This is a genomic window from Streptomyces sp. NPDC093252, from assembly GCF_040683675.1.
Taxonomy (GTDB): Bacteria; Actinomycetota; Actinomycetes; order Streptomycetales; family Streptomycetaceae; genus Streptomyces.
The window spans coordinates 78,933-104,620 of record NZ_JBFBEM010000006.1 but is presented as its reverse complement, the minus strand read 5'-3'; the positions used below and the strand labels follow the sequence as shown (position 1 = coordinate 104,620).

Below are 25,688 nucleotides of genomic sequence, written 5' to 3'. Positions count from 1 at the left end.
CCCCGCGCACGGACACTCGTTGGGCACCCAACTCTGGCCTCCCAGTGCACAAAAAGGCAACAAATACCGCATATCGCTTCCAGTTGTCCGTAGTCGAGTGACACGAACAGGTAACGGCAATCAGAATGCGGTGATGGCGCCCCGCGGAACTTTTCCCGCGTGGTGTTCGTGTTTGGGGTGGGCCGGCCGCGTCACAGAGCGTCGGCCGGTACGTAAGAACGGGCCGAGGAGGGCCGGGTGACGACCTATGACGATCGAGCGAGCCTCACTGATCTGACTGCCACCGTGGACCGGGTGCGCAGCTCGGTGGAAGAAGTGATCGAGGGCAAGCCCGAGGTCGTACGGCTTTCGCTGACCGTGCTGCTCGCCGAGGGACATCTGTTGATCGAGGATGTCCCCGGCGTGGGCAAGACCATGCTGGCCAAGACGCTGGCGCGGTCCATCGACTGCTCGGTGCGGCGTATCCAGTTCACGCCCGACCTGCTGCCGTCGGACATCACGGGCGTGTCCATCTGGGACCAGCAGGGCAAGGACTTCGAGTTCAAGCCCGGCGCGATCTTCGCCCAGATCGTGATCGGCGACGAGATCAACCGCGCCTCGCCGAAGACCCAGTCGGCGCTGCTGGAGTCCATGGAGGAGCGCCAGGTCACCATCGACGGGCAGACCTATGAACTGCCCAGCCCCTTCATGGTGGTGGCCACGCAGAACCCGGTCGAGATGGAGGGCACCTACCCCCTCCCCGAGGCCCAGCGCGACCGCTTCATGGCCCGGGTCTCCATCGGCTACCCGAGCCCCGAGGCCGAGTTGCAGATGCTCGACGTGCACGGCGCGGTGAACCCGCTGGACGACCTCCAGCCGGTGACCCACGCGCACGAGGTGGTGAAGCTGATCGAGGCCGTGCGCGCGGTCCATGTCGCCGAGACGGTCCGCCGCTACGCGGTCGACCTGGTCGCCGCCACCCGTACGCACCCCGACCTCAGACTCGGCGCCTCCCCGCGCGCGACGCTGCATCTGCTGCGCGCCGCCAAGGCGTCCGCCGCCCTCAGTGGCCGGGAGTACGCCCTGCCGGACGACATCCAGGCCCTCGCCGTCGCCGTCCTCGCGCACCGGCTGCTGCCCACCGCCCAGGCCCAGCTCAACCGGCGGACGGCGGAGCAGGTCGTGCAGGAGATCATCCAGCACACCCCGGTCCCGGCCGCCCCCGAGCACAACGGCAGCGGTCCGGTCCGCGGCGGGTACGGCCAGCAGTCGCCCCGGAGGCTGTGATGAGCACCGCGGGTCATCCCGCGGGGCCTTTGGCGGGTCATCCGGCGGGCCCCCCGGAGGCGGACCGCGGCGACAAGGGCGGTGTCCGTACCGCCCTGGCCGGTCTCACCACCCGCGGGCGCTCCTTCCTGGCCGCCGGGATCGCCGCCGCCGTCTGCGCCTATGTCCTCGGGCAGGCCGATCTGCTGCGGGTCGGGCTGCTGCTCGCGGTGCTGCCGCTGGTCTGCGCCGGAGTGCTGTACCGCACCCGCTACCGGGTCGCGGGCAGCCGCCGGCTCTCCCCCGGCCGGGTGCCGGCCGGCGCCGAGGCCCGGGTCCATCTGCGGATGGACAATGTCTCCCGGCTGCCCACGGGCCTGCTGATGCTCCAGGACCGGGTGCCCTACGTCCTCGGCCCGCGCCCCCGGTTCGTGCTGGACCGGGTGGAGGCGGGCGGGCGCCGCGAGGTGTCCTACCGGGTCCGCTCGGATCTGCGCGGCCGGTATCCGCTGGGCCCGCTCCAGCTCCGGCTCACCGACCCGTTCGGCATGTGCGAGCTGACCCGCTCCTTCTCCTCCTACGACACCCTGACCGTCATCCCGCGCGTGGAGCCGCTGCCGCCGGTCCGCCTGGCCGGTGAGGCCAAGGGGTACGGCGACGGACGGCAGCGCTCGGTGGCCCTGGCCGGCGAGGACGACGTGATCCCGCGCGGCTACCGCCACGGCGACGACCTGCGCCGCGTCCACTGGCGCTCCACCGCCCGCTACGGCGAGCTGATGGTGCGCCGCGAGGAGCAGCCGCAGCGCTCGCGCTGCACGGTGCTGCTCGACACCCGGGGGCTCGCCTACCGGGGCGCGGGCCCCGACTCGGCCTTCGAGTGGGCGGTCGGCGGCGCCGCCTCGGTCCTGGTGCACATGCTCGAACGGGGCTTCTCGGTCCGGCTGCTGACGGACACCGGCACCTCGGTGCCCGGCGAGGGCGCCGACGGCTTCGCCGGTGCCAGCCAGGAGTCGGCGGACGCGGCCGGGCTGATGATGGACACCCTCGCCGTGATCGACCACTCCGACGGGGACGGCCTCTCGCGCGCGTACGACGTGCTGCGCGGGGGCAACGAGGGACTGCTGGTCGCCTTCTTCGGCGATCTGGACGAGGAGCAGGCGGCGGTGGCCGCCCGGATGCGCCAGCGCAGCGGCGGCGCGCTCGCCTTCGTCCTGGACGGCGACACCTGGACGCGCGAGCCGACCGAGGTGCCCGGCCCGGACCGGGACAGTCAGGAGCGGCTGCGGATGCTGCGCGAGTCGGGCTGGACGGCCCTGGGCGTCCCGCGCGGGGCGACGGTGGGAGAACTGTGGCGGCAGGCGGACCGGGAGCGTTCCGGTCTGACCGCGGCCGGGGGCGGGGAGGGCTGGTCGTGAGCATGCGCGCGCGGATGGCGCTGATGGCGGCACTGGCCACGCTGATGGCGTCCTGTGCCCTGCTGCCGCTGGTGGAGTCGCCGGGCTGGCTGCTCCAGGGGGCGGTGCTGCTGCTGGTGCAGAGCGGGGTGGGCATGGCGGCCCGGCGGGTGCCGCTGGCGCGCTGGATGACGATCGGCGCCCAGGTGCTGGTCTCGCTGGTGCTGCTGACCCTGTCCTTCGCCCGCGAGTACGCCCTGGCCGGGCTGATCCCGGGCCCGCAGGCGTTCCAGCGCTTCGGGGACCTGCTCCAGGCCGGCACCAACGACGTCGAGCGGTACGCGATACCGGCCCCGATGTCGGACGGCATCCAGTTGATGCTGGTCGGCGGGGTGCTGGTGATCGGGCTGCTGGTCGACGTACTGGCGGTGACGTTCCGCAGCGCCGCCCCGGCCGGGCTGCCGCTGCTGGCGCTGTACTCGGTGGCGGCCGGGCTGTCGGACGGCTCGGGCGGCTGGGCGTGGTTCCTGATCGCGGCGGCCGGTTATCTGTTGCTGCTGCTGGCCGAGGGCCGTGACCGGCTCTCCCAGTGGGGCCGGGTCTTCGCGGGCGGGCCGCGTGCCCCCGGCGGGCCCGTCCCGGACGGCGGCGGCGCGGCGGCCCCGGTGCGCACCGGGCGGCGGATCGGTGTGGTGGCGCTCGGGATCGCCCTGGTGGTACCGCTGGGCCTGCCCGCGATGGACGGCGGCCTGCTGGAGAACGCGGGCGGCGGGGTCGGCGCGGGCAGCGGCGGTGGGGGCACCATCTCCGCGGTCAACCCCCTGGTCTCGCTCCGCGACAGCCTCAACGTCGACGAGGACCGTACGGTGCTGACCCTGCGCACCGACTCCGACTCCCTGTCCAACATGTATCTGCGGATCGTCTCCCTGGACGAGTTCGACGGCACCACCTGGCGCCCCGCGAAGCGCGGGATCGAGCAGGTCCCGGACGAGCTGCCCACTCCCACCGGCCTCGCCGCGGACGTGGCGCGCACGGAGGTGACCACGCAGATCACGGCGGCCGAGTGGTACGAGCAGGACTGGCTGCCGATGCCGTACCCGCCCAGCGGTGTCGACATCGAGGGCCAGTGGCGGTACGAGCCGGTGGGGATGACCCTGGTCGGCGACCACGGCCAGAACACCGGCGGCCAGACCTACGAGGTGACCAGCCTCGATGTGAATCCCACGGCGGAGCAGCTCGCGCAGGCGCCGGAGCCTCCAGCGCAGCTCCAGCGGGACTACACCGAGCTGCCGGACTCGCTGCCGCCGATGGTGGCGCAGACCGCCCGCGAGATCACCCAGGGCGCCGAGAACCCCTACGAGCAGGCGGTCCGGCTCCAGGAGTACTTCGCCCTCAACGGCGGCTTCACCTATGACACGGAGGTCGAGGTCGGCAGCGGGTCGGAGGGGATCGCCCGGTTCCTGCGGGACCGGCGCGGCTTCTGCGTCCACTTCTCCTTCGCGATGGCCTCGATGGCCCGCTCGCTGGACATCCCGGCCCGGATCGCGGTCGGCTTCGCTCCGGGCACGATGCAGGCGGACGGTTCGGTGGCGGTGGGCCTCAGGGACGCGCACGCCTGGCCGGAGCTGTACTTCGAGGGCGTGGGCTGGACCCGCTTCGAGCCGACCCCGAGCCGGGGTTCGACGCCCGAGTACACGCTGCCCGACCTGCCCGGCACCACGGTGCCGGAGACGGAGGACACGGCGCGTCCGTCGCAGGCGGCGCCGTCCGAGGCCCCGTCCAGCAGCCCGAGCTGCTCGGCGGAGGACAAGCGGCTGGAGGTGTGCGACAGCGCGGCTCCCAGCGCCGCCGGTGCCTCCGGGTCGGGTGGGCCGCCCTGGTACCAGATCATCGGCTGGACCCTGCTGGGTCTGGCGGTGGCGGCCGTGCCGCTGGCCCCGATGCTCTGGCGGATCAGACGGCGGACGGTACGGCTCGCGTCCGCGCAGCACGGCCCGTCCGCCCCGGACGGACCGGAATCGGCAGCGGGACCGGGGATCCGGCTGGACTCCCCACCGGGCGGACAACCGGCCGCCGGTCATGTGCTGGCCGTGTGGCAGGAGCTGACGGACACTGCCTGGGACTACGGCATCCTCCCCGACGAGGCGCTCACCCCGCGCAAGGCGGCGGCGCGGATCGTCCGGCTGGGCGAGATCGACGAGGCCGCCGCCGCGTCGGTGCACCGGGTGGCGGGCGCGGTGGAGCAGGTGCTGTTCGCGCCCGAGCCCCAGGCCGTACCGGGCCTGGCCGACGATGTCCGCAGGCTGCGCCTGGCCCTGCGTTCCCGGGCGGGCCGCCGGACCCGGCTGCGGGCACTGCTGGCCCCGCGTTCGGCCATCCGGGCGGTGTGGTCGCTGTCCGACCGGGTGACGACGCTCCGGATCAGGGTGGCGGACCGCTGGGCGGGCCTGATCCGGCGGCCGAAGCCGTCCCCTTCGGGACCGCGGGGAGGCTGAGCCGGGAGGCGAGCGGGCGGGCACCGCGGGGGCGCGGAGCACGGCCCGTGAGGCGGCGCCCGAGACGCACCGAGGGCCAGAAGGCCCGAGCCGGATGATCACTGGCTCGGGCTTTCTGACCTTCTGCATACCGACTGCGGGGGCGGGCCGGAGCGGGGGCGGGTGGGGCGGGCTCAAGGGGTTGCGCCTCCGGCGTGAGGGCGGGGGGCTGCGCCGCTGGCGTGGCGCCAGGACTGCCCCTTCGGCCTACTGGCAGGGCTTGTGCCTTCGGCCTGACGGCAGGGGTTGCCTCTTGGGCCCACCGCCAGGGCCGGTGCCTTCGGTGTAACGGCAGGAGCTGCGTCTTCGGCCCACCGGCAAGGCTTGCGCCTACAGCGTGACGGCAGGGGTTGCCTCTTCGGCCCACCGGCAAGGCTTGCGCCTACGGCGAGACGGCAGAGGCCGCGCCCTCGGCCCACCGGCAGAGCTTGCGCCTACGGCGTGACCGCAGAGGCTGCCCCCTTCGGCGTGACAGCAGGGGCTGCGCCGCTGGCGTAACGCCAGGGCTTGCCTCTTCGGCCTACCGGCAAGGCTTGCGTCTTCGGCCTGGCGGTGGGCCGGCCCCTTGGTGTGACGGCGGGCGGCAGGCATGGGAACGCGTGTGAGGGGCCACCGTCGGTGGGACGGTGGCCCCTCACACGTATGACGTCACAGAGAAGTGCGTGTACGGATCACTGGCCGCCCTGCTGCTCGTCCCGGCGGCGCTGCCAGCGCTGCTCGATCCGGTCCATCATGGAACGCCTTTGGCGCCCCTGACGGCGGGCCTGGGGGTCTGCGGCGGCCTGCTCCCCCGGTCTGGGGGCCTTGCGCCAGCCGGTCACCGCGAGTACCGCGCACCCCAGCATGACGAGGAATCCCACCACGCTGAGCCATACCTGCTTGGCGACCATTCCGGCCATGAGGAGCGCGATACCTACGAGGAAGCCGGCGACCGCCTGGTAGACCCGTCGCCGGGTGTACGTGCGCAGCCCGCTTCCCTCAAGCGCTGTCGCGAACTTGGGATCTTCGGCGTACAGCGCTCGCTCCATCTGCTCGAGCATGCGCTGCTCGTGCTCCGAGAGCGGCACGGAGTCCTCCTCATCGTGCAGTCGCCGGGGCGACCCGGGGGGTCCCTTCAGGATAGGCAGGGAATCGCCCCCGTGAAACCCGCCCCTCTGCGCCAATTGGCCAACCGGATTCCGCCATGAAGCGTCATGGCTCGCTGAGGCTTCCATTCCCCGGCGGCCGACCCGTCATGCCGGAGCGGTCTCCCTCGATCATACGGCGACAAGCGCCCGATCGGGGGGCCTGTGGCGTACTCCATCCATGCTCAAGCCCTGATCAGCGCGGCGCCACGGCGGTGGCCCGCCGTCGCTCAGGCCCCTCGGGTCTCTCCGAGCACATGAAGCTGCGTGGCCACCGAGTGAAACGCGGGCAGCTCGGCCGCCGCGGCCTCCAGGGTCAGCAGCGCGTCCAGCGCGCCGGGCTCGGTGTCCACCAGCACTCCGGGCACCAGATCGGCGAAGACCCGCACGCCGTGCACGGCACCGACGCGGAGGCCGGCGCCCTCGACGAGCGCGGTGAGCTGCTCGGCGGTGAAGCGGCGCGGCATCGGGTCACCGGTGCCCCAGCGGCCGTCCGGGTCGGTCAGCGCCTGCCTGGCCTCGGTGAAGTGCCCGGCGAGCGCGCGGGCCAGCACGGCACCGCCGAGCCCGGCGGCGAGCAGGCTGAGCACGCCTTCGGCGCGCAGTGCCGCGACGGCGTTGCGCACCCCCTCGGCCGGGTCGTCCACGTACTCCAGGACCCCGTGGCACAGCACCGCGTCGTAGTGGCCGCGCTCGACCACGTCGAAGAGCCCGTGGGCGTCGCCCTGGACGCCGGTGACCCGCTCGGCGACCCCTGCCTCGGCGGCCCGGCGCTCCAGCGCGAACAGCGCGTTGGGGCTGGGGTCGACCACGGTGACCCGGTGGCCCAGGCGGGCCAGCGGCACGGCGAAGTTGCCGCTGCCGCCGCCGGTGTCGAGGACGTCGAGGGCGTCCCGGCCGGTGGCCTTGACCCTGCGGTCCAGAGCGTCCTGGAGGACGTCCCAGACCACGGCGGTACGGAGAGAGGCGCGGGGTCGGGTCGGGTCCGGCACGGCAGTTGACTCCTCGGCGCGGCACCGCCTTGGGGACGGCGGAGCGAACGGGCTCGCCCTCCTGGCCGGGGTGTGCCGGACGGAGGGCCTTTCAGGCGCCACCCACCCTATTGCCTGCGCCGACGGACCAGGTCATCCCGGCCCCGGGCGGGTCCGCTCACCCCGCGTCCGGCAGCCCGCTCTCCCCCGCCCGGCCGTCCCCCTCCTGGCGGGGCGGGGGCAGGACCGGCTGGAGCACCAGCATGCGCTCGACGAGCCGGACGAACATCGCCACATCACGGATCAGGTCGTCGGCGTCCCGGCGGGTGGCCGCGCCCTGGATACCGGCCTCGGCCCGCGCGCGGCGCCGGGCGCCGGAGGCGAACAGCGCGCTCCACTCGGTCAGCTCGGGGGCTATCTCGGGCAGCACTTCCCAGGCGCTGCGTATCCGGGCCCGGCGCCGGGAGCCGGTCTCCGGGCGGCCACGGGCGGCCAGGACAGCGGCGGCGGTGCGCAGGGCGGCGAGGTGGGCCGTCGCGTACCGCTCGTTGGGGGTCTCCAGGGCGGCGGCCTCGTCGAGTCCGGCGCGGGCCTGGGCGAGCAGGTCGAGGGCGGCGGGCGGGGCCGTGGCCCGGCGCAGAACGGGGTGCACATCGCTCGCCGGGCCGTTCAGTGAGGGGGCAGGGCCGGGGACGCGACGCCGACGGGCGGCGGCTGCGGACGAGTTGGCCATGACGAACCTCCTGTCGTCTGTGTGACGGCTCTGTGGCCGTATGTGTCCATCGTGCGGTATGCCACTGACAATCCGTTCTGACCTGGGCTTTTGCTTCGATCGCAGGTTCGGGCTAGCTTTTGGACTGACCAGTCAGTTCAAAAGATGGGCGGCCTTTCCCGGGGTCGGCCCGTGTCCCGGGGGGGGGGAAGCGTTGCCGGAAGCGGTGGAGGAAGTGCCGGGGGAAGGATCGGGGGGAGCCGGGGCAACCGGCCGAGACGGAGGCGCGGGGGATGCGGGGGGCGCGGGGGAAGCGGGGGGTGCAGAGGACGCGGGCGGGATCGAGGTGCGTGGTCTCGGGCTGAAGGGGCCGCGCGGCTGGGTCTTCCGCGATCTCTCGTTCAGCGCCGCACCGGGCACGCTCACCGCGCTCGAAGGACCGTCCGGCTCGGGCCGTACGAGTCTGCTGCTCGCGCTCACCGGCCGGATGCGGGCCACGGAGGGGACCGCCACCGTGTGCGGGGCCCGGCTGCCGCGCGGGCTCGCCCCGCTGCGCCGGGTCAGCGCCCTCGCCCATGTCCAGGGCGTCACCGACCTGGAGCCCGCCCTGACCGTCGGCGAGCATCTGCGCGAACGGGCGCTGCTCCAGCGCCGGTTCGGCGGTTCGCTGCGCGGACTGCTGCGGCCCCGCGCCGAGCGGGCCTCCGAGGCGCGGCTGCGGATCGACACCGCGCTGGCCGCCGCCGGACTGGACCCCGCGGCACTGCCCAAGGGCACACGGACCGCCGTACGCGATCTGGAGCGGCTGGAGGCGCTGCGGCTGTCCGTCGCCCTGGCGCTGATCGGGTGTCCGCTGCTGCTCGGGGTGGACGACACCGATCTGAAGCTCCCGGACGCCGAACGGGCCGAGGCGTGGGCCGTGCTGCGCTCGGTCGCCGCGTCCGGGACGACGGTCCTCGCGGTGTGCAGCGAGGCACCGGAGGGCGCTCGGGTGGTCCCCACGCGCGCGGGAGCGGCATGCGGCACGGGCACATCCCCCACCCCCACCCCTGACACCGGGACGAAGACGAAGGAGACGGGCGATGCGTTCGCCGAAGCTCGCGGCGCTTGAGCTGCGCCGGTTCGGGCGGGGACGGCTGCCGCGGGCCGCGCTGGTGGCGGTTCTGCTGCTGCCCCTGCTGTACGGGGCGCTGTATCTGTGGTCGTTCTGGGACCCGTACAGCAGGCTGGACCGGCTTCCGGTGGCGCTGGTGAACGAGGACCGGGGCGCCACCGCGGGCGGTGAGCGGGTGCGCGCGGGGGACGACATCGTGGCCGGGCTGCGGGACAGCGCGGTGTTCGACTGGCGTGAGGTGAGCGCCGAGGACGCCCGCGCGGGCGTCGAGGACGGCCGGTACTACCTGTCGCTGACCCTGCCGGGGGACTTCAGTCACCGGATCGCCTCCAGTGAGGGCGACACGCCGGAGACGGGCGCCCTGCGGGTGCGTACGAACGACGCCAACAACTACATCGTGGGGCAGATCTCGCGGACGGTGTTCGGTGAGGTGCGGACGGCGGCGTCCACGAAGGCGTCGCGGGCGTTCCTGGACAAGATCTTCATCTCGTTCTCGGACATCCACGGCGAGACGGTGAAGGCGGCGGACGGGGCCGATGAGCTGAAGGGCGGCCTGGGTAAGGCCGAGAAGGGCTCCCAGGACCTCGCGGACGGGCTGAAGGACGCCAAGGAGGGCAGCGGCGATCTCTCGTCGGGCCTGCGGAAGCTGAGCACGGGCGCGAGCGATCTGGAGGAGGGCTCCGCGAAGGTCGCCGAGGGCACCCGGGCGCTGGCCGACAGGGTCAACGGGATCGCCGGGACGGTGGGACCGTTCCTCGCGGCGAACGAGCGGGGCATCGGCGACACCGCCCGGTCGGTGGCGGACGCGGCCGGGACGATCCGGGAGAACCTCGGCACCCTGGAGAAGCGGGCCCCCGGGGCCGCCACCCAGGCCCGCGAGGCCCACGACCGCCTCGCCGGGACGTACCGCACGCGCTGCGAGACGCCCGCCCCCGGGGACGGCGCCGAACCGGCGGACGGCCCGGACCCGGTCTGCGCGGAGCTGAAGCCCGCGGTGGCCGCGGCGGCGGAGGTCGCGGACCTCGCCGACGGGCTGGACACGCTGGTGTCGGACCGCGCGGACGAACTGGAGCGGCTGGACGGGCACCTGGCCGACCTGGAGCGGCAGGCCGGGGCGCTCGCCGGCCACGCCCCCCGGCTGTCGGAGGACCTGGACGACGCCGTCACGAGGATCAATGCCCTCGACAAGGGCGCCGGAGAGGTCGCCGCGGGGGCCGAGAAGCTCCACCGGGGGCTCGGTACGGCCGAGACCGGCGCGGTCGACCTGGACACCGGTGTCGGGGATCTGAAGAGCGGCGCGGACGATCTGAGCGGGGGCATGTTCAAGCTGGTCGACGGCTCCGGCGACCTGGCCGGCGGACTCCACGACGGCGCCGCCCGGATCCCCGACTACGACCGGGCGGAGCGCGAGGACCGTACCCGGGTCATGGCCGACCCCGTGCGGCTCGCGTCGGAATCGCTGTACAAGGCGCCCAACTACGGCACCGGTTTCGCCCCCTACTTCATCCCGCTGTCGCTGTGGGTGGGCGCCATGGTGGCGTACATGGTGATCGCGCCGCTGAACCGGCGGGCGCTGGCCGCGGGCGGCTCGGCGTGGCGGATCGCGCTGGCGGGCTGGCTGCCGGTGCTGGCCATCGGCGCGGCCCAGGTGACGGCCCTGATGACGGTGCTGCACTGGCTGGTCGGTCTGGAGCCGGCCCGGACGGCGGGGACGGTCGGGTTCCTGTTCCTGGTGACGGGCTGCTTCGCGGCGATCGTGCAGTGGCTGAACGCCCGCTTCGGGGCCGCCGGGCGGATCCTGGTGCTGGCGGTGCTGATGCTCCAACTGACCTCGGCGGGTGGCACATACCCCGTCCAGACCAGTCCGGGCTTCTTCGCCGCGATCCACCCCTTCCTGCCGATGAGTTACGTGGTGGAGGCGCTGCGCAGGCTGATCACCGGGGGCGGACTCGGCCCGGTGTGGCAGGCGTGCGCGGTGCTGGCCGCGTTCACCCTGGGCGCGCTCGCGCTGACCGCGCTGTCGGCCCGCCGCAAGCAGGTGTGGACGCTGGACCGGCTGCACCCGGAGCTGAGCCTGTGACCCGCCCGCACCACCAGACACCGGGCTCATGATCCGCCCGCACCGGCACCAGGCTCATGACCCGGCCGCACCCGGTACCGGGCTCGTGACCCGCCCACACCCGGCACCGGGCCGGTGATCCGTCCGCACCGGGAAACCCGGCCCGTGACCCGGCCGTCCGCCCCTCCCCCGTCGGCGCCCGTCCCGCGGGCCGGTGCTGTGAGAATCGGAGCCATGGAAAGCAGCAGCGCCACATCGGGGGCGGCGGCCCGCCGCGAGTCCACCCGGCAGAAGCTCTACGAGGCGGCCGTCACCCTCATCGCCGAACAGGGCTTCTCGGCCACCACCGTGGACGAGATCGCCGAGCGGGCCGGGGTCGCCAAGGGGACGGTCTACTACAACTTCGCGAGCAAGTCGGTCCTCTTCGAGGAGCTGCTGCGGCACGGGGTGGGCCTGCTCACCGCGTCCCTCAGGGAGGCCGCGGAGGGCTCCGCGCGCGGGGGCGGCTCCCAGGTGGACGCGCTGGACGCGATGATCCGCGCGGGTCTGGAGTTCATCGCCACCTACCCCGCCTTCACCCAGTTGTACGTGGCCGAGCTGTGGCGGACCAACCGGGCCTGGCAGTCGACCCTGCTGGTGGTGCGCAAGCAGGCCGTGGCGGTGGTGGAGGACGTGCTGCGGGGCGGGGTGGACAGCGGCGAGTTCAGCGATGAGATCGACATCCCGCTGACCGCCGCGGCCCTGGTCGGGATGGTGCTGGTGGCCGCCCTGGACTGGCAGGCGTTCCAGCCGGAACGCTCCCTGGACGATGTCCACGCTGCCCTGTCCCGCCTCCTCCAGGGCCGGGTGAGCGGCCGGCCCTGACGCCTTGCCGGGCACCCGCGCGGGGAGCAGCGAGCCCGATCGCCGAACCGGCGCCGGGTACCTGGGCCGGGCATCCGCGCGCGGGGAGCAGCGTGCCCCTGGTCTCCGGTCGACTCCCGCCCATGGATCGTCGGGCACCCGCGCGGGGACCGGCGATGAACACTCGCTGCGGGAGCCCCCGGCACCGGAGCGGGCACCCGCGCGGGTGGACCGGCGCCCCGTCCCGGGCCGCCCCCGCGGGGACGGGGGAACGCGAGAAAGCGCCGGTCCGACGATGGCCACGCCCCCCGACGGGCCACCACCGAACCGACGCTCCCTCGCGTTCCCCCGATCCCCCCCGATCCCCCGTTTCCCCTGGCCCCCGTTCCCCCCGTCCCCCGGTTTCCCCCGTCCCCCGTCCCCCGTGCGGTCTCCCCCGCGGCTCCCCCGTCTCGCTCCCGCCGACCCGGGCCGGCGGAAGGAGCGGTCCAGGGCGGCGCCGTTTCCGCCGCCCCGTGTCGGCGGTTCCGGCGCCTTGCCCCTTTCCGTGTCTCCACTCTCTCGTTCCCGCAGGTCGCGCCCCATCCGCGCGGCTACTCATCTCCGTGCCTAGGTACGGATACTCAGGTCTGCGCCCGCGACCCCAGACCGGAACGGACCGCACTGGTGACGATCGCCTCCGTGTCCGTACTCCCCTCCGGTCCTCACCAGCGGCCGGGCCGGCGAGGATCTCGGGGTGGGCGGGATCGTGGCGTTCGCGGTCTTCCATCCGCCGGCGACGGCGATCATCGCGGGTGTCCTGCTGCCGCTCGGTCCGGTCGGGCCGTACTTCCTGGTCTCCCGGATCCGCCGGGCCCGACGGCGCCAGGCACGCAGGCTGGACCTGCCCACCGGGCTGACCGGGGCGTTGTCAGTGCCGGGCGCTACAGTCGCGGGCATGGGACGGATCGTGGTGATCGGCGCCGGGATGGGTGCGATGGGGGCCGCCGCCCGGCTGGCCGTGGCGGGCCACCGGGTGACGGTGTACGAGCGCGCGGAGACCTACGGCGGAGCGGTACGGCGGTACGAGCGGGACGGCTTCCGCTTCGACACCGGACCGGGCCTGCTGACCCTCCCCGCGGTCTACCGCGATCTGTTCCTGAAGACCGGCAGAGAGGCGCTGGAGGCGTGCGTCGAGCTGGTCCAGGCGGATCCCTCGTCCCGACATCTCTTCGCGGACGGCAGCGCGGTGTCGCTGCCCAACGCCTCGCGTGCGGGCGTGATGGCCGCGCTGGACGCGGGCCTGGGCGCGGGCGCGGGTGACCGCTGGGGCGATTTCCTGGTGCGTGCCCGCGAGGCGTGGGACCGCACCCGCAGACCGCTCCTGGAGGAGCCGCTCTGGCCGAACTGGCGGGTGCTGGCCGGGCGCGAGCCCTATCCGTCGGTGCCGCACAAGCGCGTGCTGCGCACCCGCCGGGCCGGGACGCTGGCCGAGGTGGGCGCCTGGGAGCTGCGCGACCCCCGGCTCGCGGCCCTGCTGGAGAGCCACGCCCTGGGCCACGGCCTGGACCCGCGCACGGCCCCGGCGAGCGCGGCCGTGCTGCCGTACATGGAGCACGCCTTCGGTACCTGGTATGTGCGCGGGGGTCTGCGGGAGCTGGCCACCGCCCTGTACGAGCGGTGTCTGGCCCGCAGGGTGGAGTTCGCGTTCGGGGCCGAGGTCGCCCGGGTGCGGGAGAAGGACGGCCGCGCCTCGGGCGTGGAGCTGGCCGACGGGACGGTCGTGGAGGCGGACTTCGTGGTCGCCGGGGTCGCTCCGGGCGCGCTGGAGCGGATCGCCGGGACCGCTCGTCAGGACGCCGAACCCGCCCCGCGGGGAGGGCTGCCGAGCCGGCTGACCGTGCTGCTCGCCCTGCGCGGCGCCCGCCCCGAGGGGACCGCCCCGCGCACGGTGGTGCACACGCGGGACCGTGACGGGGAGCTGACCGCCGTGTTCGGCGATCCGGCCGCCCCGAGGACCGGGCGGACCGGCGACAGCGGACTCACCGCGACCGCGCCGGGCGGCGGGCTCACGGTGACGGTCCTGCGTCCGGACGATCCGGCGACGGCCCCCGACACCGCCCATGAGGCCGTGACGCTCACGGCCACCGTCCCGGCGGGGAGCCCGGCCGGGGCCGCCGCCTCCGAGGCGCTCACCGAAGCCCTGGCCGAGGAGTTGACCGGCGCGGCCGAGCGGGCCGTTCCCGGGCTGCGCGACCGGCTCCTGTGGCGGGAGGTCCGGACCCCGGCGGACATCGCCGAGGTGACCGGCGCGGCGGGCGGGGCGGTCCCGGCACCGGCGCTCGCGGCGGCGGACGGAAGACAGCTCCACCCGGCGAACTCCACCGCTCTGCCGGGCCTGTTCACGGTCGGGGGCTGGTCCCATCCCGGTGGCGGGCTGGCCCACGCCGGGATGTCGGGTGCGCTGGTGGCCGGTCTGATCGTGGAGGGCCCGGACTTCCGGGGCTCCCAGTGACCGGCCGGGTGCCGCGCTCGGCTCAGAAACGGTAGCCGTCGTCGTAGGAATTGCCCTGCGGCTGCTGACCGTCGTCCTGTCCCTGGTACGGGTAGGGCTGCTCCGGGGGGAGTTCGCCGCCGTAGGGGTCGTCGGTGGTGCGCTGCTGGGGGACCCAGACGCCGCCGGGCGGGGTGGCGTCGGGGTAGCCGTTGCCGTACTGGTCCTGGCCGTAGCCCTGCTGGTCGTAACCCTGCTGACCGTAGCCGCCGGGGTCGTAGCCGGGCCCGGGGCCGGAGCCGTACGCCTGGCCGATGTAGGGGTCGGAGTAGGGCGGGTAGGGCTGCTGGTTGCCCGGGTCGTAGCCGTACTGCTGCTGGTCGTAGCCGGTGTAACCGTCGTAGCCGTAGGTCTGGTCGGCGCCCTGGGCGGTGGCCGCGTACTGGTCCTGGGGCTGGTTCGCGGTCGCGTGGGAGCCGGTGTCGTCGTACACACCGTAGGAGCCGGTGTCGTCGGGCATCGGCTGCGGCTGGTAGACGGAGGCGCCCTCGGCGGCCGGGGCGGTGGCGCGGGCCGGGGTGAAGACGTCGTCGCGCTCGTAGTCGTCCCGGGGCGGCGGGAAGGCGGGGTGCTCGCCGGTGGCGTAGGCGTCGTCGCCCTGGTCGTCGTCGCCGCGCGGCCGGTCGAAGTCGCCGTAGGCACCGGCGGCCTGGAGGTCGGAGACCTCCAGGGTGGGGTCCTGGTGCTCGGGCTCACCGCGGCGGCGCTTGCTGCCGCCCGGCCCGCGGCCGTTGACCGCCCAGCCGGCCGAGAAGCCGCGGCGGAAGGAGAGCGTCACATAGGTCTGCCCGACCGCGAACGCGGCGGCGCCCAGTCCGATCACCACGACCGAGGGGATCAGCACCCCGACGACCACACCGAGGAAGCCGCCGAACGCCAGCAGTCGCCAGCGCAGCCGCGCCTTGTACTGGAGCAGCACCTCACCCAGCAGCCACAACGCGACGATGCCGAACGCGATGTAGAGGACCGTCCAGCCCATGTACGCCCCTCTCCCGGTGGCCGCTACGCAGTGTGTCGTATGTGAGTGCGACCGGTCTAGCTCTGCGGTGGATGGTGCAGACCCAGGTTCTCGTAGATCTCCAGTGTCGCCGTGGAGTTGTTGAGCGTGATGAAGTGCAGTCCTGGGACGCCTTCGTCCAGCAGTCGCGCGCAGAACTCCGTGGCGAACTCGATTCCCATGGAGCGTACAGCCGCCGGATCGTCTTTCGCTGTGAGGATCCGCTCTTTGAAGGTGGACGGAAGGTGAGCATTGCTGAGCTTCGGGAGTCGTTCGAGCTGCCGGACGCTGGTGATCGGCATGACCTCGGGGATCACCGGGGTGGCGCAGCCGGCCGCCGTCACCCGGTCGCGCAGCCGGAGGTAGGACTCGGGCTGGAAGAACATCTGCGTGATGGCGTAGTCGGCGCCCGCGCGGCACTTGTCGACGAAGTGGGCGACGTCGCTGTCCCAGTCGAGGGAGCGCGGGTGCATCTCGGGGAAGGCGGCGACGCCGACGCAGAAGTCGCCGGACTCCTTGATCAGCCGGACCAGTTCGGCGGCGTACATCAGGCCCTGCGGGTGGGCGATCCAGTCGCCCATGGGGTCGCCGGGCGGGTCGCCGCGCAGGGCGAGCATGTTGCGGATGCCCGCGTCAGCGAACTGCCCGATGACATTGCGCAGCTCGGTGAGGGAGTGGTCGACGGCGGTGAGATGGGCGACCGGGGTGAGGGTGGTGTCCGCGACGATCTGCTCGGTCTCCCGGACCGTGCTGGCCCGGGTGGAGCCGCCGGCGCCGTAGGTCACGGAGACGAAGTCGGGCGCGACCGCCTCGACCCTGCGCAGCGCGTTCCACAGGCTCCGCTCGCCCTTCGCGGTCTTCGGCGCGTAGAACTCGAACGAGTACGTCTTCTTGCCCGTGGCGAGCATGTCCCGCACGGTGCGTGCGCGGTCAGTCCTGGTGGACGCGGTTCCGAAGGCCATACCGGCAGGTTAGTGGGGGCTTGGCGGCACCCCAACCGGAGTCCGGAAATTTGCCCGATTTGCCCGGTCGCCGTCCACTCCTTGGACAGATCCTGGACATCTGTGTGGCCGAAACCGCATCGGCCCTCCGGGCGGCCACGAGCGGGGCGCGAGGGGCTCTCAGGGGGTTACGCAGGGCACTACAGGCCGTCGCGGGCCGTCGCAGGGGCCGCGCCTCGGGGCGCCTCCGGGCGCTGCGGGGCGCCGCGGGGCGCTTTCGGTCGCCGCAGGTCGCCACCGGGCCCGCCGCAGGTCTCCGCCCGGATCACCTCAGGGCGCCCCGGATTGCCCCGGGGGCGCCTCAGGTCTCTCGGAGCACCTCAGGGCGCTTCCGGGGCGCCCCAGGTCTCCCGGACCATCTCCCGGACCACCTCAGGCCGCCTCCGGGGCGCCCCCGGTCGTCGTCTCGGGTCCGTCGCCTCGGGGCGTGTCTCGGGTCGTCGTCTCGGGGCGTCTCACGCCCCCCGCAGCCGCTTGGCGAGCTCCGTCGCCGCCGCGCCCGGGTCGTCCGCCTCGGTGATCGCGCGGACCACCACCACCCGGCGGGCGCCCGCGTCCAGCACCTCGTCCAGGTTGGCCAGGTCGATGCCGCCGATGGCGAACCAGGGGCGGTCGGTGCCCAGCGCGGCGGTGTGCCGGACCAGGCCGAGGCCGGGGGCGTGGCGGCCCGGCTTGGTGGGGGTGGGCCAGCAGGGGCCCGTGCAGAAGTAGTCCACGCCGTCCTGGACGGCCGCCGCGGCGGCCTCGTCGTCGGCGTGGGTGGAGCGGCCGATGAGCACCTCGGGGCCGAGCAGGGCCCGCGCGGCGGGGACCGGGAGGTCGCCCTGCCCGAGGTGGAGCACGTCCGCCCCGGCGGCGTGGGCGACATCCGCGCGGTCGTTGACCGCCAGCAGTCTGCCGTGCCGCCGGCAGGCGTCGGCGAGGACCGCGAGGTGCTCCAGCTCCTCGGCGGCCTCCATGCCCTTGTCACGGAGCTGCACGATGTCGACGCCGCCGGCCAGCGCGGCGTCCAGGAACTCCGGCAGATCGCCCTGCCGTCTGCGGGCGTCCGTGCACAGATAGAGCCGGGCGTCGGCGAGCCGCTCGCGCGCGGACACGGGGTCGGGCATCTCGGAGTCCCCCCGGGTCGCGGTCCGGCCCGCGGCGTCGCGCGGGGCCGGACCGGTCCCTGTCTAGGTGAAGGCCGACGCACAGGGCTGTGTGCGGTTCGGCATGGGTGTTCGACTGGATCGTCTGGATGGGACGGGTCTGTTCAGGGCGTACGGGCCGTCACGACGGCCGTACGGGTCCGTACGGCCGTCGTGATCCGTACGGCCGGAAGGGGTTCGGCTCCGTGTGCGGGGGCGGGTCAGACGGCGAGCGCCTGGGCGCGCCGCTTCACCTCCGTGCCCCGGTTCTCGCTCAGCGCCTGGGCGGGGGTGCCGGGCAGGGACGGGTCGGGGGTGAACAGCCACTGGATCATCTCTTCGACCGTGAAGCCGTCGTCCCTCAGCAGGGTCAGGGTCCCGGAGAGGCCCTTGACGACCTTGTCCCCGTCGATGAAGGCGGCGGGGACGTGCAGTGCGCGGTTCTCCCCCCGGCGTACGGCGATGAGCTGGCCCTCCTTGACAAGCTGCCGTACCCGGGTCACCTCGACATCGAGCTGTTCGGCGATGTCGGGGAGGGTCAGCCACGCGGGGACGAGCACATCGATCTTTGCGTCAATCTCGGTCACATCACCAAGACTGCCATCTGGGACTGACAGCCGGTAGCCGGGCGGGGCGGGACCGCCGGTTCCCGGCGGGTGCGGACCGTCAGCCCTCAGCGTGCCGGGGCCGCCGGTCGCAGGGGGCGGGCCACCGGTTTCAGCGGGTCAGGGCCGCCGACTTCAGCGGCCGGGCCGGGTCGGTGAGCAGGGCGGGATCCATCGTGGCGCCCGCCTCGATCAGCCGCCGCCCCTGGGCCAGATCCCTCGGGCGGCCCACCGCCAGCAGGGCGACGAGCCGCCCCTCGCGCAGCCAGCAGACGGACCAGGCGGGGCCCTCGGGGTCACCGCGCCAGACGGTGCCGTCGGCCCCGGCGTGGTGCCCGGCGTACTGCACGAAGCGGCCGAACTGCTCGGACCAGAAGTACGGCACCGGGTCGTAGACGACGTCGGTGTGCCCGTCCTCCACGATGTTCGCGGCGACCGTGCGGGGCCCCTGGAGGGCGTTGTCCCAGTGGTGGACGAGGAGGCGCTCGCCGTAGCGGGCGGAAGGGAAGGACGCGCAGTCGCCGACCGCGTAGACATCGGGGGCACCGGCGCGCAGGCGGGCGTCGGCGACCACCTCGCCGTGGGCGCCCAGCTCGATGCCGGAGCCGGTCAGCCAGGCGGTGGCGGGCCGGGCGCCGATGCCGACGACGACCGCGCCGGCCGGGATCCGCGTGCCGTCGTCCAGGACGACCGCGCCGGGCTCGATCCGGGCCACGCGCGCGTGGGTGCGCAGATCGGCGCCGCTGTCGGCGTACCAGCGGATCATGGGTGCGGCGACCTCGGCGGGCAGGGCGCCGGCGAGGGGCCGGTCGGCGGCCTCCACGACGGTGACCGCGCAGCCCGCCTCGCGCGCGGCGGTGGCGAACTCGGCGCCGATCCAGCCCGCGCCGACGACCACGATGTCGTGCTGGCGGGCGAGCACCGGGCGCAGCCGGGCGGCGTCGTCCAGGGTGCGCAGCAGATGCACCCCGGGCACGCCCCCGGTGCCGGGCAGGAGGATCGGTTCGGCGCCGGTGGCCAGCACCAGGACGTCGTACGGGACGGGTCCCCGGGTGGTGTCCAGTTCGTGGTCGGCGGGGCGGACGCCGGTCGCCTCGTGGCCGAGGCGCAGTTCGATGCCGAGGGAGGCGAAGTCGATGTCGAAGGCGGAGTCCTCGGCCTTGCCGAGCAGGACGGCCTTGGACAGCGGGGGACGGTCGTAGGGCTGATGGGGTTCGGCGCCGATCAGGGTCACGGTCCCGGTGAAGCCCTGTTCGCGCAGGGCCACCGCGGTCTGCACCCCGGCCATTCCGGCGCCCACCACGACCACGCGCCGGGCCGGGCCGGTCGCCGCCGTCCGCTCTCTGTCCACGTCCACGTCCACTTCCACGTCCACGCTCACCCGATCACCTTAAGCATCTGACGATGCGTCAGCCGGGTCCGTCCGCCTGACGTCCCGCACAGGGTGCCCCTACCCCCGTTCGGCGTCGGCGATCTCCTCGACCAGACTCGTCCCGCTGCCCTCCTGGGACTCCCACTCCCAGGTCTCGGTCAGCCGCAGCCGCCCGTCCGGCAGCTCGCCGATCCGTGACACACAGTGACCGGAGGAGGTCGTTCCGTCCGTCTTGAGCTGGACGTAGCGGAAGTCGAGCCGGTCCCCCGCGCGCGTGCCGACCAGGAACCCGCGGACCACGTCCCCGCCCGCGTACTCGGCCCAGATCTCGCCGCTCCTCTCGTGGTAGGCGAAGCGGGTGCGGGTGCCCACCTGACCTGGGGCCTGATCGGCGACCGGGGCGAGGACGGCACCGTCCAGCGAGCGGGGCATCGGCACGGGCTCCCTTACAGAGGCGTGGTGGCACGGGCTAGGCTGCCCAACGTAGAGCACTCGCGGGAGCCCGGACGCACCGGGCTGAGAGGGAGGCTGGCGGCCTCCGACCGTACGAACCTGATCCGGGTCATGCCGGCGAAGGGAGGGGCCGAACGCCCATGCCGTCCGACACCCACGCACACTCAGGCACCCGTTCACCGGCGTCCGACGTCCTGGTCGTCGGCGGGGGCATCATCGGGCTGGTCACCGCCTGGCGGGCCGCGCAGCGCGGGCTGACCGCGGCCGTGCTGGACCCCGCGCCCGGCGGCGGGGCCGCCCAGGTGGCGGCCGGGATGCTGGCCGCCGTCACGGAACTGCACCACGGCGAGCAGACCCTGCTCGGCCTCAATCTGGTCTCCGCCGGCCGCTATCCCGCCTTCGTGGCCGAGCTGACCGACCTCACCGGCCGGGACCTCGGCTACCGCCGCTGCGGCACCCTGGCCGTGGCCCTGGACGCCGACGACCGGGCGCAACTGCGCGAACTGCACGCCCTCCAGCGGCGGTCCGGTCTGGAGTCCGAGTGGCTCTCCGGGCGGGACTGCCGCCGGCTGGAGCCGATGCTGGCACCCGGGGTGCGCGGCGGGCTGCGGGTCGACGGGGACCACCAGATCGACCCGAGACGGCTCACGGCGGCCCTTGTGACGGCCTGTGAGCGGGCCGGGGTGGTCTTCCACCGGGACCGGGCCGAACGGCTGACGGTGGCCCGGGACCGCGCCACCGGGGTCGTCACCCGCGCGGGCGCGGAGCTGGCCGCCGGGCAGGTGGTGCTGGCCGCCGGGAGCCTGAGCGGACGCCTCGCGGGCGTCCCGGACGCCGTACGGCCCCCCGTGCGCCCGGTGAAGGGACAGGTGCTGCGGCTGACCGTGCCCCGCTCGTACGCGCCCTTCCTGAGCCGTACCGTGCGCGCGGTGGTGCGCGGCGGCAGCGTCTATCTGGTGCCGCGCGAGAACGGCGAACTGGTCGTCGGCGCCACCAGCGAGGAGCAGGGCTGGGACACCACGGTCACCGCGGGCGGGGTGTACGAGCTGCTGCGCGACGCCCATGAGCTGATCCCGGGCGTCACCGAACTGCCGCTGACCGAGACCCGCGCGGGACTGCGCCCCGGCTCCCCGGACAACGCCCCGCTGCTCGGCCCGACCGACCTGCCCGGACTGCTGCTGGCGACCGGGCACTACCGCAACGGCGTCCTGCTCACCCCGGTCACCGGCGACGCCCTGGCGCACGCCCTCGTCACCGGTGAACTCCCCGGCGAGGCCCGCCCCTTCACCCCCCGGCGGTTCACCGCCGCAGCCCTCACGGAGCAGCCCGCATGAGCCAGATGAGTCCCATGAGCCCCATTTATCCGATGAGCCCTACGGAACCGGCCGCCACCTATACGCCCGCTCCCGTCACCGTCACCGGCTCCGTCACCGTCTCCGTCAACGGCGAGCCCCGTACGATCGCCCCCGGCACGGCGCTGGACGCGCTGGTGCGGACGCTCACCGCGGCGCCCTTCGGGGTGGCCGCCGCCCTCAACGAGACCGTCGTCCCGCGCGGGCAGTGGGCCGCGACCGCCCTGTGCGAGGGCGACCGGGTGGAAGTCCTGACCGCCGTCCAGGGAGGCTGAGCCATGGCCGACGACCCCTTCGTCCTCGCCGGGACGTCCTTCACCTCCCGGCTGATCATGGGCACCGGCGGCGCGCCGAGCCTCGATGTGCTGGAACGCGCCCTGGTGGCGTCCGGCACCGAGCTGACCACGGTGGCGATGCGCCGGGTCAACCCCGAGGTGCACGGCTCGGTGCTGTCGGTGCTGGAGCGGCTCGGCATCCGGGTGCTGCCGAACACCGCCGGGTGCTTCACGGCGGGCGAGGCCGTGCTCACCGCCCGCCTCGCGCGCGAGGCGCTGGGCACGGATCTGGTCAAGCTGGAGGTCATCGCCGACGAGCGCACCCTGCTGCCGGACCCGATCGAGCTGCTGGAGGCGGCGGAAACCCTGGTGGACGACGGTTTCACGGTGCTGCCGTACACCAACGACGACCCGGTGCTGGCGCGGCGGCTGGAGGACGCGGGGTGTGCGGCGATCATGCCGCTGGGCTCGCCGATCGGCTCCGGGCTCGGCATCCGCAACCCGCACAACTTCCAGCTCATCGTGGAGCACGCGCGCGTGCCGGTGATCCTGGACGCGGGCGCCGGGACGGCCTCGGACGCGGCGCTCGCCATGGAGCTGGGCTGCGCGGGGGTGATGCTCGCCTCGGCGGTCACCCGCGCGCGGGAGCCGGTGCTGATGGCCGACGCGATGCGGCACGCCGTGGAGGCCGGGCGGCTGGCCCGCCGGGCGGGGCGGATCCCGCGGCGGCACTTCGCCGAGGCGTCCTCCCCGGCGGACGGCCGCGCCGACCTGGACCCGGAGCGCCCCGCCTTCTGACCCGCGCGGCCCGTACCGCCACCCTCGCGGGTCCGTACCGCACGCCCCGTCCGTACCGTCCCGTCCCGGTCACAAGTCTGTGGCAGTGTGCCACCCGAAAGGTGGAACGGGCGGGGCTGTCAGTGCCGGATCGTAGACTCGCCAGCGTGGACACGACCCTCCAGGACCCTCTGATCGGGCAGTTGCTCGACGGCCGGTACCGCGTCGACGCGCGGATCGCGGTCGGCGGGATGGCCACGGTCTACCGGGCCGTGGACACCCGTCTGGACCGGGTGCTCGCGCTGAAGGTGATGCACCCGACGCTCGCCGCCGACGCCTCGTTCGTGGACCGGTTCATCCGCGAGGCCAAGTCCGTCGCCCGTCTCGCCCACCCCAATGTGGTGCAGGTCTTCGACCAGGGCACCGACGGGTCGTATGTCTACCTGGCCATGGAGTACGTGGCCGGCTGCACCCTGCGGGACGTGCTGCGCGAACGCGGGGCGCTCCAGCCGCGGGCCGCGCTGGACATCCTGGAGCCGGTGCTCGCCGCGCTGGGCGCCGCCCACCGCGCGGGGTTCGTGCACCGGGACATGAAGCCGGAGAACGTCCTGATAGGGGACGACGGCCGGGTGAAGGTGGCCGATTTCGGCCTGGTGCGGTCGGTGGACGCGGTGACCAGCACCACGGGCGCGGTGCTCGGCACGGTCTCCTATCTCGCCCCGGAGCAGATCGAGCACGGCACGGCCGACGCGCGCGTGGATGTGTACGCGTGCGGGGTGATGCTGTTCGAGATGCTCACCGCGGGCAAGCCGCACGCCGGGGAGACCCCGGCCCAGGTGCTCTACAAGGCGCTGCACGAGGACGTCCCGCCCCCGTCGGCCCGGGTGCCCGCCCTGGCCCACGAGCTGGACGAACTGGTCGCCGCCGCCACCGCCCGCAACCCGGAGATCCGGGCGTACGACGCGGTGGCGCTGCTGGCGCTGGTGCGCGAGGCCCGTGGCCGGCTCACCGACGCCCAGCTCGACGCCGTGCCCCCGCAGGCGCGGGCACAGGCGCACGACAACGCGCTGGACCGGACGAGTGTGATCCCGCGGGCGCTGACCGTGCCCCGGCCGCTGCCGGTCGACGGGGACGAGCCGGACGACGAGTTCCACCGCACCAGCCGGTTCGCCGCCGGGTCGCCCCCGCCCCCGCGCCGCCGCACCGCCCGGCAGCGGCGGCTGACCGTGACCCTGGTGGCGGCCGTGCTGCTGGTCCTCGGGATCGGGGCGGGCGTCTGGTACATCAATTCCGGCCAGTTCACCCAGGTCCCGGCGGTGCTGGGGCAGACCGAGGCCGAGGCCCGGGACCGGCTGGCGGACGCCGGGCTGGACGTGGGCGAGGTCCGGCACGCCTACAGCGACACCGTCGAGCGGGGCGCGGTGATGGGCACCGACCCCGGGACCGGCGGCCGGATACGGCAGAACGACTCGGTGACGCTGACGGTGTCCGACGGCCCGGAGACGGTCCGGGTGCCGGACGTCCAGGGCATGACGCTGGACGACGCGCGGGTCCTGCTGACGGACGAGGGGCTGGAGCCGGGCATGGTCACCCGGGAGTTCCACGAGGAGATCGCCAAGGGCTCGGTCGTCGACAGCGACCCGCGCGGCGGCACCGAGCGCCGGGCGGGCTCGGCCATCGCCCTGGTGGTCAGCAAGGGCAGACCGGTCGATGTCCCGGACGTCACCGGCGAGGAGCTGGAGGACGCCCGCGCGGAGCTGGTCGAGGCCGGGCTGACGGTGGAGGTCGCCGCCGACCGGGTCGAGTCCGCCGACATCGACGCGGGCGCGGTGGCCCGGCAGACCCCGGGCGAGGGCACCCGCCTCGCCGAGGGCGACGCGGTGACGCTGACCCTGTCCGACGGCCCCCGGATGATCGAGGTGCCGGACGTGACCGGGGAGAACGTGGACGACGCCCGGCAGACCCTGGAGAGCGCCGGTTTCCGCGTCGAGGAGGACCGGGGGCTGCTGGGTCTGTTCGGCGACACGGTCAGCGAGCAGTCGGTGGACCCCGGGGAGACCGCTCCGCAGGGTTCGACGATCACGCTCACGGTCCGCTGAGGGCGGGGGGCTCGGGGGTCACGGTCCGCCGGACCCCCTCCCGGCGCCCACGTCCGCAGACCCCCACCCCACCCGCCGCTTCACCCGCCCATGAAACCCTGGCCGGGTGAAGAAGCAGCAGTCCCCCGGCTCGACCCCGGGTACCCGGCCCACCCCCGCCCCCGGCCTCACCCCCGGCATCACCCCGGGCCCTCCGCCCGGCCTCACCCCCGCCCGGCTGCGCAACCCCGTCGGCAGTCATGTCCCCGTCGCCGGTGGGCTCGACCGGGTCGGGCTGGGCTACGCCCGGGAGCTGGGGGCCGAGACCGTGCAGGTCTTCGTCGCCAACCCGCGCGGCTGGGCCACCCCCACCGGCGACCCCCGGCAGGACGAGGCGTTCCGGGCGGCCTGCGCGGCGGAGTCGATCCCGGTGTACGTCCACGCCCCGTATCTGATCAACTTCGGCTCGCACACCCCCGCCACCGTCGAGCGGTCCGTGGAGTCGCTGCGGCACTCCCTGCGCCGGGGCCGGGAGATCGGCGCGCTCGGCGTCGTGGTGCACACCGGCAGCGCCACCGGTGGCCGGGAACGATCGGTCGCCCTCCGGCAGGTACGCCGGTACATGCTGCCCCTGCTGGACGAGCTGACCCGGGACGACGACCCCTTCCTCCTCCTGGAGTCCACCGCCGGTCAGGGCTCCTCGCTCTGCTCCCGGACCTGGGACTTCGGCCCGTACTTCGACGCCCTGGACGCCCATCCCCGGCTCGGCGTCTGTCTGGACACCTGTCACATCTTCGCCGCCGGACACGACCTCACCGGCCCCGACGGCATGCGCCAGACGCTGGATCTGCTGGTGGGGACGGTCGGCGAGGGGCGGCTGAAACTGATCCACGCCAATGACTCCATGGAGGAGGTCGGTGCCCACAGGGACCGTCACGAGAACATTGGCTCCGGCCATATCGGCGAGGAGCCGTTCCGCGCGCTGCTGGCCCATCCCGCGACCGAGGGTGTCCCGCTGATCATCGAGACCCCGGGCGGCAAGGAGGGCCACGCGGCCGACGTGGCCCGGCTGAAACACCTGCGCCCGACCGCCGCCGTACCGGTCGGCGCCTAGCCCCCCGA

At 74.1% G+C, this 25,688-nt stretch carries 21 protein-coding genes and 1 riboswitch; of the genes, 12 read left to right on the top strand and 9 right to left on the bottom strand.

The genetic code is table 11. From position 1 onward, the window contains the following. The first annotated feature begins 237 nt into the window (after positions 1–237). From AB0O01_RS14460 to AB0O01_RS14450, 3 genes are read left to right on the top strand one after another with little or no spacing between them, the layout of a single operon-like run. Positions 238–1,266, top strand: coding sequence for a MoxR family ATPase (locus AB0O01_RS14460; protein WP_365313288.1), 1,029 nt, complete (start codon positions 238–240; stop codon positions 1,264–1,266). Beyond that, positions 1,266–2,660, top strand: coding sequence for a DUF58 domain-containing protein (locus tag AB0O01_RS14455; RefSeq protein WP_365313286.1), 1,395 nt, complete (start codon positions 1,266–1,268; stop codon positions 2,658–2,660). Before AB0O01_RS14460 ends, AB0O01_RS14455 begins: the two co-directional genes overlap by 1 nt. Continuing rightward, on the top strand, positions 2,657–5,134 hold the full coding sequence (locus tag AB0O01_RS14450) for a DUF3488 and transglutaminase-like domain-containing protein (RefSeq protein ID WP_365313284.1): 2,478 nt from the start codon (positions 2,657–2,659) through the stop codon (positions 5,132–5,134). The genes AB0O01_RS14455 and AB0O01_RS14450 overlap by 4 nt, the downstream gene beginning before the upstream one ends. Positions 5,135–5,844: 710 nt before the next feature. Here AB0O01_RS14450 and AB0O01_RS14445 read toward each other — a convergent pair. The 3 genes from AB0O01_RS14445 to AB0O01_RS14435 all read right to left on the bottom strand — a co-directional run bounded on the left by AB0O01_RS14445 (position 5,845) and on the right by AB0O01_RS14435 (position 8,001). Then, positions 5,845–6,240, bottom strand: coding sequence for a DUF3040 domain-containing protein (locus AB0O01_RS14445; RefSeq protein ID WP_365313282.1), 396 nt, complete (start codon positions 6,238–6,240; stop codon positions 5,845–5,847). Between the two features lie 287 nt (positions 6,241–6,527). Then, the gene (locus AB0O01_RS14440; protein WP_365313280.1) at positions 6,528–7,289 is read right to left on the bottom strand and encodes a methyltransferase; all 762 of its coding nucleotides are present in this window, start codon (positions 7,287–7,289) and stop codon (positions 6,528–6,530) included. A gap of 157 nt (positions 7,290–7,446) precedes the next feature. Continuing rightward, on the bottom strand, positions 7,447–8,001 hold the full coding sequence (locus AB0O01_RS14435; protein ID WP_365313278.1) for an SAV_6107 family HEPN domain-containing protein: 555 nt from the start codon (positions 7,999–8,001) through the stop codon (positions 7,447–7,449). Between the two features lie 319 nt (positions 8,002–8,320). Between AB0O01_RS14435 and AB0O01_RS14430 the strand changes: the two genes are divergently transcribed. The 4 genes from AB0O01_RS14430 to AB0O01_RS14415 all read left to right on the top strand — a co-directional run bounded on the left by AB0O01_RS14430 (position 8,321) and on the right by AB0O01_RS14415 (position 14,490). Further along, the gene (locus tag AB0O01_RS14430) at positions 8,321–9,091 is read left to right on the top strand and encodes an ATP-binding cassette domain-containing protein (RefSeq protein ID WP_365313745.1); all 771 of its coding nucleotides are present in this window, start codon (positions 8,321–8,323) and stop codon (positions 9,089–9,091) included. Continuing rightward, the gene (locus AB0O01_RS14425; RefSeq protein WP_365313277.1) at positions 9,063–11,174 is read left to right on the top strand and encodes a YhgE/Pip domain-containing protein; all 2,112 of its coding nucleotides are present in this window, start codon (positions 9,063–9,065) and stop codon (positions 11,172–11,174) included. The genes AB0O01_RS14430 and AB0O01_RS14425 overlap by 29 nt, the downstream gene beginning before the upstream one ends. Positions 11,175–11,387: 213 nt before the next feature. Further along, a complete protein-coding gene (locus AB0O01_RS14420) occupies positions 11,388–12,017 on the top strand; it encodes a TetR/AcrR family transcriptional regulator (RefSeq protein ID WP_365313275.1) in 630 nt (209 codons plus the stop codon). A 916-nt stretch (positions 12,018–12,933) separates the two neighbouring features. Then, entirely contained in the window at positions 12,934–14,490 is a 1,557-nt protein-coding gene (locus tag AB0O01_RS14415; protein WP_365313743.1) for an NAD(P)/FAD-dependent oxidoreductase, read from the top strand. Positions 14,491–14,512: 22 nt separating this feature from the next. Here AB0O01_RS14415 and AB0O01_RS14410 read toward each other — a convergent pair whose 3' ends face one another. From AB0O01_RS14410 to AB0O01_RS14385, 6 genes are all read right to left on the bottom strand, one after another. Next, the gene (locus tag AB0O01_RS14410; RefSeq protein ID WP_365313273.1) at positions 14,513–15,508 is read right to left on the bottom strand and encodes a hypothetical protein; all 996 of its coding nucleotides are present in this window, start codon (positions 15,506–15,508) and stop codon (positions 14,513–14,515) included. Positions 15,509–15,564: 56 nt separating this feature from the next. Continuing rightward, positions 15,565–16,488: a methylenetetrahydrofolate reductase [NAD(P)H] gene (gene metF, locus AB0O01_RS14405; protein ID WP_365313271.1), complete on the bottom strand. Its 924-nt coding sequence runs from the start codon at positions 16,486–16,488 to the stop codon at positions 15,565–15,567. A gap of 494 nt (positions 16,489–16,982) precedes the next feature. Beyond that, positions 16,983–17,636, bottom strand: coding sequence for a thiamine phosphate synthase (gene thiE, locus AB0O01_RS14400; RefSeq protein WP_365313270.1), 654 nt, complete (start codon positions 17,634–17,636; stop codon positions 16,983–16,985). A 239-nt stretch (positions 17,637–17,875) separates the two neighbouring features. Beyond that, entirely contained in the window at positions 17,876–18,241 is a 366-nt protein-coding gene (locus tag AB0O01_RS14395; protein WP_365313269.1) for an Rv2175c family DNA-binding protein, read from the bottom strand. A gap of 130 nt (positions 18,242–18,371) precedes the next feature. Further along, positions 18,372–19,547, bottom strand: coding sequence for an FAD-dependent oxidoreductase (locus AB0O01_RS14390; RefSeq protein WP_365313742.1), 1,176 nt, complete (start codon positions 19,545–19,547; stop codon positions 18,372–18,374). A 162-nt stretch (positions 19,548–19,709) separates the two neighbouring features. Then, on the bottom strand, positions 19,710–20,063 hold the full coding sequence (locus tag AB0O01_RS14385; protein WP_365313267.1) for a hypothetical protein: 354 nt from the start codon (positions 20,061–20,063) through the stop codon (positions 19,710–19,712). A gap of 52 nt (positions 20,064–20,115) precedes the next feature. Further along, a riboswitch (TPP riboswitch) is annotated at positions 20,116–20,227 on the top strand. On the opposite strand from AB0O01_RS14385, the gene thiO reads away from it, so the two are divergent. The 5 genes from thiO (at position 20,225) to AB0O01_RS14360 (ending at position 25,680) form a co-directional block, all read left to right on the top strand. After that, positions 20,225–21,418 carry a glycine oxidase ThiO gene (gene thiO / locus AB0O01_RS14380; RefSeq protein ID WP_365313265.1) on the top strand — a complete coding sequence of 398 codons (1,194 nt, stop codon included), beginning with the start codon at positions 20,225–20,227 and terminating at the stop codon, positions 21,416–21,418. Its footprint overlaps the riboswitch before it by 3 nt. Before the next feature lie 32 nt (positions 21,419–21,450). Continuing rightward, complete coding sequence (gene thiS / locus AB0O01_RS14375) at positions 21,451–21,711, top strand: sulfur carrier protein ThiS (RefSeq protein ID WP_365313264.1); 261 nt, start codon at positions 21,451–21,453, stop codon at positions 21,709–21,711. Between the two features lie 3 nt (positions 21,712–21,714). Next, positions 21,715–22,509: a thiazole synthase gene (locus AB0O01_RS14370; RefSeq protein WP_365313262.1), complete on the top strand. Its 795-nt coding sequence runs from the start codon at positions 21,715–21,717 to the stop codon at positions 22,507–22,509. A 146-nt stretch (positions 22,510–22,655) separates the two neighbouring features. Continuing rightward, positions 22,656–24,587 carry a Stk1 family PASTA domain-containing Ser/Thr kinase gene (pknB, locus tag AB0O01_RS14365; RefSeq protein ID WP_365313260.1) on the top strand — a complete coding sequence of 644 codons (1,932 nt, stop codon included), beginning with the start codon at positions 22,656–22,658 and terminating at the stop codon, positions 24,585–24,587. A gap of 178 nt (positions 24,588–24,765) precedes the next feature. Further along, positions 24,766–25,680, top strand: a complete 915-nt coding sequence (locus AB0O01_RS14360) for a deoxyribonuclease IV (protein ID WP_365313740.1) — start codon at positions 24,766–24,768, stop codon at positions 25,678–25,680. The last annotated feature ends 8 nt before the right edge of the window (positions 25,681–25,688 follow it).